Raw genomic sequence first — 13,429 nt, 5'->3', positions numbered from 1 at the left:
GAACTAGTGGTTTGCGTTAAGGATGGCGCAGCGATGATCCTGGATCTCTTCCGCCGAGGCCCGGTTCAGGGACAGCAGGTTACGCTCCGTCGCCAGCAGCACCAGAGAGCCGTCGCTCTGCTGCGCCATCGCCAGCGCGTAGCGTCCCATATGCTGACGCGCCTCCGGCACCTCTTCCGCCAGCATCAGGAACGGGCTGCGCTGGGCGAGCTCCGCCTCCGTCACCCGGCGCGCCAGATATTCATGGCCCTGAAGCCCACCCGGCAACGGCAGCCAGCGGCTGCTGATCGCCGCCGCATCCTTGTCTAACTGCGCGCGCACATCGGGGCGCAGGCAGGAGATATGAATATGGAAATGGTTTTGCGTGCGTCCGCTGCGCGAGTTGATCGCCAGCGATACCGCGTTATCGGGAACCGGCGCGCCGTGGTGCTGGCTCATGATCTCACGCCCCTGCCAGGCCTGCCAGAAGAAGTTCGGCGTCAGTGGATCCAACAGCAGCGGGCTTTCGGTGCCGTTAATGCGGTAGGTCGGCATCAGCAAATACTGCAGCGGGCCGTTACGATCTTTAAACAGCACATAGCCGCCCTTGAGGTTCACTTCGGCGCACGGCGACGGGTTTTGCTGCTGTTGCTGATGGGGGACGCACTGCTGCAGAACAATCTTGCGCAACGCGTCCGGGTTGCCAGAGTGCAGCCAGTAGTAGCCGCCCGCCAGCGCCGCGAGGATCGCCACCAGCAGCGCCAGCAAAAAGTATCTTACTCTTCTCATTTTCATTCCCTGTTAAGCCTGAAGCGGAAGAGTAACGTAATTTGATGACTAAATGAAAACAGATGACGGGCGGAGCGTTTTCCGGGTCGCGGCTGGCGCCTTACCCGGGCTACGCACAGCGCAGAACTGTAGCCCTGCTAAGCCTAGTGCAAGCAGGGATTCCCGGGTGGCGTCTGGCGCCTTACCCGGGTTACGCACAGCGCAGAACTGTAGCCCTGCTAAGCGTAGCGCAAGCAGGGACAAGAGAATTAACGCTGGCTAATCTGGTCGAAGGTGCCGCCGTTGGAGAAGTGCTCTTTCTGCGCTTTCGTCCAGCCGCCGAACTCCTGATCGATAGTGAACAGTTTCAGTTTCGGGAATTCATTAGCATATTTCTTCGCCACGTTCGGATCGCGCGGACGGTAGAAGTTCTTCGCCGCAATCTCCTGGCCTTCCGGCGAGTAGAGATACTTCAGGTACGCTTCCGCCACCTGGCGGGTGCCTTTCTTATCCACGACTTTATCGACCACCGAAACGGTCGGCTCAGCCAGAATCGACTCACTCGGGGTCACGATTTCAAACTTGTCTTTGCCCAGTTCGTTGGTCGCCAGCAGCGCTTCGTTTTCCCAGGCGATCAGCACATCGCCGATCCCGCGTTCTACGAAGGTATTGGTCGAACCGCGCGCGCCGGAGTCCAGCACTTCCACGTTTTTATACAGCGCCTTGACGAAATCCTGGGCTTTCGCCTGGTCGCCATGGTTCTGATGTAGGGCATAGCCCCAGGCCGCCAGGTAGTTCCAGCGAGCGCCGCCGGAGCTTTTCGGGTTCGGGGTGATGACCGACACGCCCGGTTTGATCAGGTCGTTCCAGTCATGGATCTGTTTCGGGTTGCCCTTACGGACAAGGAACACGATGGTGGAAGTATAAGGCGCGGAGTTATCCGGCAGGCGCTTCAGCCAGTTTTTATCGATACGGCCGCGCTCGGCGATCGCGTCGACGTCGTAGGCCAGCGCCAGCGTAACCACATCCGCTTCAATACCGTTAATCACCGAGGTCGCCTGCTTGCCGGAGCCGCCGTGCGACTGGCGGATCACCACGTTGTCGCCGGTCTCCTGCTTCCAGTGCGCGCTGAACGCTTTGTTGTACTGTTCGTACAGCTCGCGCGTTGGATCATAAGATACGTTTAATAGCTGAAAATCTTTTGCCAGAACGCTGGCGGATGCCAGCAACAGAGTTAACCCTACGCCCCACTTATTCATCGCACCGCTCTCTTTATGTCGTGTTGTGATGGGCTAAGCGTGCCAGAAAGCGATTCAATGATTAAAGAATAAAAAAAGATTGGCTATAACTTGTGAGTATAAAGGAAGGGATAAGGATCACCCCCTCCCTGCCGGGAGAGGGCGTGAAGCGATTAGACTTCTTCCATGCGGCCCAGCAGCGCCTGCAGACGCTCCTGCCAGCCCTGCTGCTGCTCTTTCAGCTGGCTGTTTTCGCGCTCCAGCTCTTCACGACCATGCTGCGCGCTCTGAACTTCCTGCACCAGGGTGTTGTTCTTTTCTTTCAGCTCTTCGATTTCCATCTGCAACAGAGTGATGGTATCAATCGCCTGCTGAACCTTAGATTCTAATTTCTCAAACACTTCTAATGACATCGTCATACCTCTCCTGAACTTGCAAGGCGTTGATAGAAACTGGTGTTTCGTATACGCGGTCCCGCCTTAACGAAAATTAGCGCACATAGCGGTGTTATCGTCGATTGTATGAATCCCCGCCGCCCCTGTCCAGCGGCAAGCCGCGCAGATTGCGGTTTGCAACACTTTTCAGTCTTTACCTGGTACTTTCAGCGCAGTTCGCTCGTACTTCATGAGCCATTGTTAATATTATGGTTAACAAAATGCGAGGTGAAACGCTCCGGCAGCGCGCTTAATGCGCACGAATGGCGCGAAAACGCTCATTTTCTTGACGTGCTACACACATTTGAAGTTCGATATTTCTCGTTTTTGCTCGTTAACGATAAATTAACACTATGCCTACATGGCAATATGGTCGTCTGTGACCACCCTACATACAATAATCATCACCACGCTTCAGGATTCGATTATGAGCCAAACATCAACCTTAAAAGGCCAGTGCATCGCAGAGTTCCTCGGTACCGGGTTGTTGATCTTTTTCGGCGTTGGGTGCGTGGCTGCGCTCAAGGTCGCGGGAGCCAGCTTCGGACAATGGGAAATCAGCATCATCTGGGGTCTGGGCGTCGCCATGGCGATCTACCTGACCGCAGGGGTATCCGGTGCGCACCTTAACCCTGCGGTGACTATCGCGCTCTGGCTGTTCGCCTGCTTCGATGGCCGCAAAGTGGTTCCTTTTATTATTTCGCAATTCGCTGGCGCCTTTTGCGCTGCGGCATTAGTTTACGGGCTTTATTACAATCTTTTCCTCGATTATGAAACCACCCACCATATGGTACGCGGCAGCGTGGAAAGCCTTGATCTGGCTGGCATCTTCTCCACTTACCCGAACCCGCATATCAATTTTGTGCAGGCCTTCGCGGTAGAGATGGTGATTACCGCTATCCTGATGGGCGTCATCCTGGCGCTGACCGACGATGGCAACGGTGTGCCGCGCGGCCCGCTGGCGCCGCTGCTGATCGGCCTGCTGATCGCGGTGATTGGCGCCTCCATGGGACCGCTGACCGGCTTCGCCATGAACCCGGCGCGTGATATCGGCCCGAAAGCCTTCGCCTGGCTGGCCGGCTGGGGCGACGTCGCCTTCACCGGCGGTAAAGATATTCCTTATTTCCTGGTGCCGCTGTGCGCACCGGTGGTCGGCGCGGCGCTGGGCGCGTTCAGCTATCGTAAGCTGATTGGCCGCCACCTGCCTTGCGACACCTGCGTGGACGAAGAGCAAGAGAGCCCCTCCTCTTCCTCCACTCAACATAAAGCTTCGCTGTAATCTGACTACGGGACACCGACTATGACCGACAAAAAATATATCGTTGCGCTTGACCAGGGCACTACCAGCTCCCGGGCCGTTGTGATGGATCATGATGCCAATATCGTCAGCGTCTCCCAGCGAGAATTCGAACAAATTTATCCTAAGCCAGGCTGGGTTGAACACGACCCGATGGAAATCTGGGCGTCCCAAAGCTCGACGCTGGTCGAAGCGCTGGCCAAAGCGGATATCAACTCCGATCAGATCGCGGCCATCGGTATCACCAACCAGCGTGAGACCGTGGTGGTGTGGGAGCGCGAGACCGGCAAACCGATCTATAACGCCATCGTCTGGCAGTGCCGCCGCACCGCCGAGATCTGCGAGCAGCTCAAGCGTGACGGGATGGAGGAGTATATCCGCAAGGCCACTGGCCTGGTGGTGGACCCCTACTTCTCCGGCACCAAGGTGAAATGGATCCTCGACCATGTCGAAGGTTCCCGTGAGCGTGCGAAGCGCGGTGAGCTGCTGTTCGGCACCGTGGACACCTGGCTTATCTGGAAGATGACCCAGGGTCGCGTGCACGTCACCGACTACACCAACGCCTCGCGTACCATGCTGTTCAACATCCACGACCTGGACTGGGACGACAAGATGCTCGACGCGCTGGATATTCCGCGCGCCATGCTGCCGGAAGTGCGCAAGTCGTCCGAAGTGTACGGCCAGACCAACATCGGTGGTAAAGGCGGGACCCGCATTCCTATCGCCGGGATCGCCGGTGACCAGCAGGCGGCCCTGTTCGGCCAGCTGTGCGTCAAGGAAGGGATGGCGAAAAACACCTACGGCACCGGCTGCTTTATGCTGATGAACACCGGCGAAAAAGCGGTGACCTCCACTCACGGTCTGCTGACCACCATCGCCTGCGGTCCGCGCGGCGAGGTGAACTACGCACTGGAAGGGGCGGTGTTTATGGCTGGCGCCTCCATTCAGTGGCTGCGCGACGAGATGAAGCTCATCAGCGATGCGTTCGATTCCGAGTACTTCGCCACCAAAGTGAAGGACACCAACGGCGTGTACGTCGTGCCTGCGTTCACCGGTCTTGGCGCGCCGTACTGGGACCCCTATGCCCGCGGCGCGATTTTCGGCCTCACCCGTGGCGTGAACTCGAACCACATTATCCGTGCGACGCTGGAGTCCATCGCCTATCAGACCCGCGACGTGCTGGAAGCGATGCAGGCTGACTCCGGTATCCGTCTGCATGCGCTGCGCGTGGATGGCGGCGCGGTGGCCAACAACTTCCTCATGCAGTTCCAGTCCGATATCCTCGGCACCCGCGTGGAGCGTCCGGAAGTGCGCGAAGTTACAGCCCTGGGTGCCGCCTATCTGGCCGGTCTGGCGGTCGGCTTCTGGCAGAACCTCGATGAGCTGCAGGAAAAAGCGGTGATTGAGCGTGAATTCCGCCCGGGGATTGAAACCACTGAGCGTAACTATCGTTACAGCGGCTGGAAGAAAGCGGTGAAACGCGCGTTAGCGTGGGAAGAGCACGACGAAGCGTAAGATTGTGGAGGTATTCCCGGCTTGCGGCGTAAACGCCTTAGCCGGGCTACAAAACCCCAAACAGCACGATCTTGTAGCCCGGACAGGTGCGCAGCACCGCCTCCGGGTTTTTTATCAACCAAATATCGGCAGCAACAGGTACAGCTTAATCACCAGCGCGTTGACGATATCGATAAAGAACGCCCCCACCATCGGCACCACCAGGAAGGCCATATGTGACGGGCCGAAACGGTCGGTAATTGCCTGCATATTGGCGATCGCCGTCGGCGTTGCCCCCAGACCAAACCCGCAATGCCCGGCTGCCAGCACCGCGGCATCGTAGTTTTTACCCATCATCCGATAGGTGACGAACACCGCATACAGCGCCATCGCTACCGCCTGCACCGCCAGGATAATAATCATCGGCAGCGCCAGAGAAGCCAGTTCCCAGAGCTTGAGGCTCATCAGCGCCATGGCGAGGAACAGCGACAGGCTGACGTTGCCCAGCACCGACACCGCGCGATCGAACACCCGATACAGCCCCGCCAGCGCCAGGCTGTTGCTGAGGATCACGCCGATAAACAGCACGCAGACAAAGGTCGGCAATTCAAAGACACTGCCCGCCAGCAGTTGCGCAACCACCTTGCCCACCGTCAGACAGATGGCGATCAGGGCGATACTCTCGATCAGCACCAGCGAGGTGATCACCCGCCCCACGTCCGGCTTTTCGAAGGCGGTCGGCGCCACCTGATCGTCCGGCGTCCCGTCCGGCGAGGAAGAGTGTTTCACCAGGTAACGCGCCACCGGGCCGCCGATCAGGCCGCCGAGCACCAGGCCGAAAGTCGCGCAGGCCATCGCCACCTCGGTGGCGTTGGCAAAACCATAGCGCTCAACGAACAGCTTGCTCCATGCCGCCCCGGTGCCGTGGCCGCCGGAAAGGGTAATAGAACCGGCCAGCAGACCCATCAGCGGATCCAGGCCCAACAGCTTCGCCATGCCGATACCGAGGGCGTTCTGCAGCAGCAACAGACCAACCACCACAATCAGAAAGGTACCCAGTACCTTGCCGCCAGCCCGCAGGCTGGCCAGGTTGGCGTTCAGACCGATGGTGGCGAAGAACGCCAGCATCAGCGGATCTTTGAGGCTCATATCGAAATCAATATCGATATCCATACTTTTTTTCAGCACCAGCAGCGCCAGCGCCACCAGCAGACCGCCGGCAACAGGTTCAGGAATGGTGTATTTCTTGAGGAGGGGTACGGTTTGGACGAGTTTTCTGCCGAGTAATAGCACAAGCGTTGCGGCAACGAGCGTCGATAGGTATCGAGATGAAACATAAAAAGCTCCTTATGGGCGCATGATCCATTCACACGCGACGATATTCCTGGTGTCTTTAGCTTCTCTTCATGAGGAGGCAGAGGGGGATTTTACGCAGAACGGCGGAAAAAATGACAGAAAAAGATATTTTGTATCCTGAATGATGCGATTTAGCATACAAAATGTTAATAATCTCGTTGCGCATATTCACAGCATAAATTTTTATGGGCAAACGCTGGCAAACGTTTGCTTTTGGTCTACAGTCCGATAAAATTCCCGCTTTGCCACCTTGGGATTGCTTGTGATGTCCGTTAACACCGCAGAGTCAGAAAATGCGCAACCGGTTGCGCATAAACCAGCCAGCGAATTAATTTACCGCCTCGAAGATCGCCCGCCCCTACCGCAAACCCTGTTCGCCGCCTTCCAGCACCTGCTGGCGATGTTTGTCGCGGTGATCACCCCGGCGCTATTAATCTGCCAGGCTCTCGGTCTCCCGGCGCAAGATACCCAACATATCATCAGCATGTCGCTGTTCGCCTCCGGCGTGGCCTCCATTATTCAGATCAAAGCCTGGGGCCCGGTCGGTTCCGGACTGCTCTCCATCCAGGGCACCAGCTTCAACTTTGTCGCCCCGCTGATCATGGGCGGCACCGCGCTGAAAACCGGCGGCGCCGACGTCCCGACGATGATGGCCGCCCTGTTCGGCACCCTGATGCTGGCCAGCTGCACGGAAATGGTCCTCTCCCGCGTCCTGCACCTCGCGCGCCGCATCATTACCCCGCTGGTCTCCGGCGTGGTGGTGATGATCATCGGCCTGTCGCTGATTCAGGTTGGGTTGACCTCCATCGGCGGCGGCTACGCGGCGATGGCCGACCATACCTTCGGCGCGCCGAAGAACCTGCTGCTGGCGGGCATCGTGCTGGCGCTGATCATCATTCTCAACCGCCAGCGTAATCCCTATTTGCGCATCGCTTCGCTGGTGATTGCCATGGCGGCGGGCTATCTGGCGGCGTGGTTCCTCGATATGCTGCCGGCCAACACCGCCCCGACCAACAGCAGCCTCATCACCGTCCCGACGCCGCTCTACTATGGCCTCGGCATTGACTGGAGCCTGCTGCTGCCGCTGATGCTGGTGTTTATGATCACCTCCCTGGAAACCATCGGCGATATCACCGCCACCTCCGACGTCTCCGAACAGCCGGTCTCGGGTCCGCTGTATATGAAGCGCCTGAAAGGCGGCGTGCTGGCTAACGGCCTCAACTCCTTTGTGTCCGCGGTCTTCAACACCTTCCCGAACTCCTGCTTCGGCCAGAACAACGGCGTGATCCAGCTGACCGGCGTCGCCAGCCGCTACGTCGGCTTTGTGGTGGCGCTGATGCTGATCGTCCTCGGGCTGTTCCCGGCGGTGAGCGGCTTCGTACAGCATATCCCTGAGCCAGTGCTCGGCGGCGCCACGCTGGTGATGTTCGGCACCATCGCCGCGTCCGGCGTGCGCATCGTCTCCCGCGAGCCGCTGAATCGCCGGGCGATCCTGATTATCGCCCTGTCGCTGGCGGTGGGCCTCGGCGTGTCGCAGCAGCCGTTGATCCTGCAGTTCGCGCCGGACTGGCTGAAGAATCTGCTCTCCTCCGGTATCGCCGCCGGCGGTATCACGGCGATTGTTCTGAATTTAATTTTCCCGCCAGAAAAAGCCTGATTTAACGCGTCCCGGTCGTGCCATCGGCCGGGGCACCCTGGCGCTGCCCTCCACCGCCTGCCCCGTCACGGAAATAAACCACGCCTGCCTTGAGAAGTGCGCATAAATCGGGCATAACACGGTTATGTGCATCTCACAGAATGGAAGACCATGAAATTTCTTGGAAAGCTGATTCTCTGGCTGCTAGTCGCTCTGCTGCTCGTCATCGTTGGCGCGTGGTTCCTGCTGCAAACCTACTGGGGCGCCCGCCAGGCCAGCGCCTGGCTCAGCAATGGCACCGGCTGGCAGGTCTCCTTCGATGCGATGGACCACGATTTCTCCTCCCCTCTTCATGTGCAGTTGCAAAACGTCACCTTTGGCCGGAAAGGCAAGCCGGCAACCCTGGTGGCGAAAACGGTCGATATTGGCTTCAGCACCCGCCAGTTTAGCGACCCGCTGCATGCGGATGAGATTGTCCTTAACGACGGCACCCTGAATCTGTCACCCCACTCTGCCGACCTGCCGTTCGCTGCAGACCGGCTAATGTTGCGCAATATGGCCTTCAATAGTCCGGAAACCGGCTGGGCGCTCAGCGCGCAGCGCGTCACTGGCGGCGTCAGCCCATGGGCGCCGGAGGCAGGCAATGTGCTGGCGAAAACGGCGCAGATCCAGATGAGCGCGGGCTCGATGACGCTCAATGGCGTCGAAGCCAGCAATGTTCTGATTCAGGGCAAGATTGATCAGGGCGAGGTCACCCTCTCCACCCTCGGCGCCGATGTCGCCCGCGGCACCTTAACCGGCAATGCGAAACGCAGCGCCGACGGCAGCTGGCTGGTGGATAACCTGCAGCTCAATGAGATCCGACTGCAGAGCGCCGCCTCGCTGGCCGACTTTTTCGCGCCGTTAACCACGGTCCCCTCTCTGCAGATTGGCCGCCTGGATATCACCGACGCCCGCCTGCAGGGGCCGGACTGGGCGGTAACCGACCTTGACCTGAGCCTGCGCAACCTGACGCTCAGTCACGGCGGCTGGCAGAGCCAGGACGGCGCGCTGTCGATGAATGCCAGCGAATTTATCTACGGCTCGCTGCACTTTTTCGACCCGATCCTGAATGCCGAATTTTCACCCCAGGGTATTGCCCTGCGCCAGTTCTCCTCGCGCTGGGAGGGCGGCATGGTGCGAACCTCCGGCAACTGGCTGCGCGCCGGTAACGCGCTGGTGCTTGACGACACCGCCTTCGCCGGGCTGGAGTACACGCTGCCGGCGAACTGGAAGCCACTGTGGATGGCCCCGCTGCCGGCCTGGCTGCAAAGCCTGACGCTGAAAAAATTCAGCGCCAGCCGCAACCTGATCATCGATGTGGACCCAGCCTTCCCATGGCAAATTACCGCTCTCGATGGCTATGGCGGCGAGCTTCAGCTGGTGAAAAACGGCAGCTGGGGGGTGTGGAACGGTAGCGCGACGCTGAACGCCGCGGCGGCGACCTTTAACCGAATTGACGTGCGTCGCCCTTCACTCAAGCTGAGCGCCACGGCGTCGACGGTCAATATCACTGAGCTCAGCGCCTTCACCGAGCGCGGCATTCTGCAGGCCACCGCCGCCGTATCCCAGCTGCCGCAGCGCCAGGTCAATTTGAGCCTGAACGGCCGCGGCGTGCCGCTGAATATTCTGCAGGCCTGGGGCTGGCCTTCGCTCCCCATTAGCGGGGATGGCAATCTCCAGCTGACCGCCAGCGGCAGCGTGCAGGCCGATGCCCCGCTCAAGCCGACGGTCAACGCACAGCTTAGCGCCGTGAATATGGAGAAACAGCAGGTGGCGCAAACGATGCGCAACGGCGAGGTCAATACCGCCCCCGCCGCGCCAACGCCCACTCCCGTCACGCCCTAGCGATGCCCCATCACCCTCTCCCCCACGGGGAGAGGGAACGCTTCTCTGCAAACACTCCGCTCTGGCTACGCCCTTTCCCTTTCAGGGAGGGAGTCTGCAAGCATTCTGAAACCTGTGTGCAATAAGCGGCTATCTGTGCCTATTTACCGCTACTGGTTCCTTTCAAATATCAGAGTTGCTATAACCAAAATACTGGAAGTCGATAAAAACAAACCGCTCCCTGTACCTACAAAAATATAAAAGGATCAATCATGCCTGAAATACGTCAGCGTATTCTGGAGAATATGCAAAAATTCTCCCGGGCCATGATCGGCGCCGTATTGTTCTTGCCGGTCATTGGCTTAATTCTGGCCCTCAGTTCAGTATTAACTAATCCGACATTAATAGCTGAAACCAGTTTCCTGCACCAGCTTGGGCAGATGCTCGGCGACACCTTTTGGCCTCTATTTGGCAACCTCGGCTTATTATTTTGCGTCGGTATTAGCTATGGCCTGGCAAAAGATAAAAAAACCGAAGTCGCGCTGGTTGCGGTGATGTGCTTCATTATGTTTCTTGGCGCCAACCACTCCTGGCTGGAACACACCCACGGACTCGCCGAAAAAATTAACGGTGAATATTATGGCACCGGGCAAACCCAACTGCTGGGCTTTGTAGTGGTGGATATGGGCGTTTTCCTTGGCATTATTCTCGGCTGCACTATCGCGTGGGTGCACAATAAAGTCTCTACCATTGAGCTGCCCGGCGCGCTGTCGATGTACGGCGGCGCCAAGCTGACGCTGGTGGCGATGACGCCGGTGGTTATCTTCTACGCCATCGCCTTTACCTGGATTTGGCCGTTTATGACCCACGGCATCTCCGCCCTCACCGGCTTTATGAAAAATGCCGGGGTCGCCGGGGTCTTCGTCTATGGTTTCTTTGAAAAATTTCTTATCCCGACCGGCCTGCACCATTTTGTCTGGTCACCCTTCCAGCTCACCCAGATTGGCGGCACCCTGAACGTGGACGGTCAGGTGGTCTCCGGTACCCAGGCCATTTTTCTCGCCTATATGCGCCATCCGGATCTGACCCCGGTGATGAATGAGGCCCTACGCTTCTCACAGCAAGGGATGACCACCATCTTCGGCCTGGCCGGCGCCTCGCTGGCGTTCTACCACACCGCGAAGCCGGAGAAAAAAGTGATGGCCAAGGCGATTCTGCTGCCGGCAATTATCACCTCGATGCTGACTGGCATCACCGAGCCGATTGAGTTCACCTTCTTGTTTGTCTCGCCGCTGCTGTGGGTGATCCATGCGACGTTAACCGCCGCCTCGCAGGCCATTTGCGACCTCTTCACCGTACGCCCCTGGGGAGCCTCGGGCCTGATCGAATTTCTGATCTATAACCTGCCGCTACCGGTCTCCTTAACGCGCTGGCCGGGATATGTCCTTATCGGTATCGGCCAGTTCGCCGTCTACTACGTGATTTTCCGCACTCTGGTGGTGAAGCTGAATCTGAAAACGCCGGGCCGGGAAGATGACGAGAACGTGAAGCTCTACAGCAAAGCGGAGTATCGCCAGAAAGTCGTGCAGCCGCAGTCGGTCACCGATGACATTATCCGCGGTCTCGGGGGCAAGGAGAATATTCTCTCCGTCGATAATTGTTTTACCCGCCTGCGCGTGGCCGTGCGCGATATGGCGCGGGTTGATGACGCGCAATTAAAAAATACTGGCGCCAACGGCGTAGTGCGCAATCGCAATGAGGTTCAGGTTATTTATGGCGTAAAAGTGGGACAGGTACGTTCCCGGGTTGATAACTGGTTAGCAGAAAATTAATGAGGAGTTTGTATGAAATTAACCGTATTAGGCGGGGGCGGCGTTCGCTCTGCATTTTTAGCGAAATCTCTGGCATATAATGCTCACCGCATTGGTTTAACGGAGGTGGTTTTTCTCGATAACTCTGCAGATAATCTGGCGATATTCGGCGAAATTGCCCGCTATGTATTTACGACCATTCGCCCGGATATTCATTTCACGACCACCACCGACCCGGTCGCGGCGCTGCAAAACGCTAATTATATTATTACCACCCTGCGGGTCGGTGGTGATGAAAGCCGTATTCGCGACGAGCGCATTGCGCTGCAACATAACACCCTCGGCCAGGAGACCACCGGCGCCGGCGGCTTCGCGATGGCCATGCGTTCGATCCCGGCGATCCTCGACTATTGCCGGCTGATCGAAGCGCATGCCGCCGAAGACGCCATTCTGTTTAACTTTACCAACCCCTCAGGCCTGGTGACGGAAGCGATCGTTAAGTCCGGCTTTAAGCGTCGGGTCTACGGGATCTGCGATGCCCCCTCCGAGCTGATTCGTGAGCTGCCGGCGATCCTCGGCTGTGAGGAGCGCGACCTGAGCGTGGAATGCTATGGGCTGAACCATTTCTCCTGGTTTACCCACTTCACCGTGCGCGGGGAAGCGGTGACCGAGCGGCTGATCGCCAGCCCGGCGCTGTACCAGAAGACCGCGATGCAGTATTTCTCACCCGAACTGGTGCGGCTGTGCGATAACCAGTTACTCAACGAATATCTCTATTATTATTACTATCGCGACGAGGCGCTGAAGGCGATTCAGGGGGCAGGCGAAACGCGCGGGGAGCAGATCGCCCGTATCAATCAGGAGATGCGCCAGGCGCTGCGCACCGTGGATGCCAGAACGCAGCCGGAAGCCGCCTTCAATATCTGGATGCAACACTACCTTCGCCGGGAAAACAGCTATATGCAGAACGAATCCCGGCAGGAGAAATTTCATACCCGCGAGCCGCTGACGCTGCGGCAGTTTATCGAAGAGCCGGACACCGGCGGCTATGCCGGGGTGGCGCTGGATATTCTGGAAGCGGTGAACAGCACCACCACCAAGCGGATCGTGGTGTCGATCCAGAATAATGGCACGCTCGACTTTTTGCGCCCTGACGACGTGATTGAGATCAGCTGCGACCTGAGCCGGGAGGGTCTCAAGCCGGTAACGCCGGTGAAGGTGCCGACGGCGCAGAAAAATATGATTTCCTGCGTGAAAGAGTATGAGCGGCTGGCGGTTGCGGCGATCCTGCAGCAGGATAAGTCGCTGGCGGTGCGGGCGCTGATGGCGCACCCGCTGATCGGTTCCTGGTCGCTGGCGAAAACCCTGGTCGAGGCCTACCTCGACGATGAGCAGTTCGCCGCCTGGCGGTAACCTGCTGCCGATGGGATTCCCCCGCTTGCGCTACGCTTAGCGGGGCTACGAACGGAGCGGTTATTAGTATATGTAGGTCGGGTCAAGCGTAAGCCGCCACCCGACAAATAGCCGCATCACCCGGTAGCCCGGATAAG

9 protein-coding genes and 1 pseudogene are annotated in these 13,429 nt (G+C 58.3%); 6 read left to right on the top strand and 4 right to left on the bottom strand.

Annotation, left to right across the window (positions count from 1 at the left end):
• Nucleotides 1-3 precede the first annotated feature (3 nt).
• The 3 genes from ABLV76_RS10885 to zapB form a co-directional block, all read right to left on the bottom strand.
• The gene (locus ABLV76_RS10885) at nt 4-774 is read right to left on the bottom strand and encodes a CDP-diacylglycerol diphosphatase (RefSeq protein ID WP_074195322.1); all 771 of its coding nucleotides are present in this window, start codon (nt 772-774) and stop codon (nt 4-6) included.
• A 242-nt stretch (nt 775-1,016) separates the two neighbouring features.
• A complete protein-coding gene (locus ABLV76_RS10880) occupies nt 1,017-2,006 on the bottom strand; it encodes a sulfate ABC transporter substrate-binding protein (RefSeq protein WP_004205090.1) in 990 nt (329 codons plus the stop codon).
• A gap of 152 nt (nt 2,007-2,158) precedes the next feature.
• Nucleotides 2,159-2,404 carry a septal ring assembly protein ZapB gene (zapB, locus tag ABLV76_RS10875; protein WP_004150222.1) on the bottom strand — a complete coding sequence of 82 codons (246 nt, stop codon included), beginning with the start codon at nt 2,402-2,404 and terminating at the stop codon, nt 2,159-2,161.
• A 442-nt stretch (nt 2,405-2,846) separates the two neighbouring features.
• Here zapB and ABLV76_RS10870 point away from each other — a divergent pair, with 442 nt between their 5' ends.
• Nucleotides 2,847-3,698: an MIP/aquaporin family protein gene (locus ABLV76_RS10870; RefSeq protein ID WP_004205091.1), complete on the top strand. Its 852-nt coding sequence runs from the start codon at nt 2,847-2,849 to the stop codon at nt 3,696-3,698.
• 21 nt (nt 3,699-3,719) lie between these two features.
• Nucleotides 3,720-5,231, top strand: a complete 1,512-nt coding sequence (gene glpK, locus ABLV76_RS10865; protein ID WP_004873089.1) for a glycerol kinase GlpK — start codon at nt 3,720-3,722, stop codon at nt 5,229-5,231.
• Nucleotides 5,232-5,345: 114 nt separating this feature from the next.
• Here the strand turns inward: glpK and gltS are convergent.
• Nucleotides 5,346-6,547: pseudogene (gene gltS / locus ABLV76_RS10860) on the bottom strand (sodium/glutamate symporter).
• 284 nt (nt 6,548-6,831) lie between these two features.
• On the opposite strand from gltS, the gene ABLV76_RS10855 reads away from it, so the two are divergent.
• From ABLV76_RS10855 to ABLV76_RS10840, 4 genes are all read left to right on the top strand, one after another.
• Nucleotides 6,832-8,223 carry a uracil-xanthine permease family protein gene (locus ABLV76_RS10855; RefSeq protein ID WP_004150226.1) on the top strand — a complete coding sequence of 464 codons (1,392 nt, stop codon included), beginning with the start codon at nt 6,832-6,834 and terminating at the stop codon, nt 8,221-8,223.
• A gap of 150 nt (nt 8,224-8,373) precedes the next feature.
• Nucleotides 8,374-10,089, top strand: a complete 1,716-nt coding sequence (locus ABLV76_RS10850; RefSeq protein ID WP_348878310.1) for an AsmA family protein — start codon at nt 8,374-8,376, stop codon at nt 10,087-10,089.
• Nucleotides 10,090-10,340: 251 nt separating this feature from the next.
• Entirely contained in the window at nt 10,341-11,900 is a 1,560-nt protein-coding gene (locus ABLV76_RS10845) for a PTS transporter subunit EIIC (protein ID WP_032456737.1), read from the top strand.
• A 12-nt stretch (nt 11,901-11,912) separates the two neighbouring features.
• On the top strand, nt 11,913-13,292 hold the full coding sequence (locus ABLV76_RS10840; protein WP_004205096.1) for a maltose-6'-phosphate glucosidase: 1,380 nt from the start codon (nt 11,913-11,915) through the stop codon (nt 13,290-13,292).
• Nucleotides 13,293-13,429 lie beyond the last annotated feature (137 nt).

Source organism: Klebsiella sp. GB_Kp047 (genome assembly GCF_040065235.1).
GTDB lineage: Bacteria > Pseudomonadota > Gammaproteobacteria > Enterobacterales > Enterobacteriaceae > Klebsiella > Klebsiella quasipneumoniae.
The sequence above is the reverse complement of the archived record's forward strand: the minus strand, read 5'-3'. Positions and strand labels throughout refer to the sequence as shown.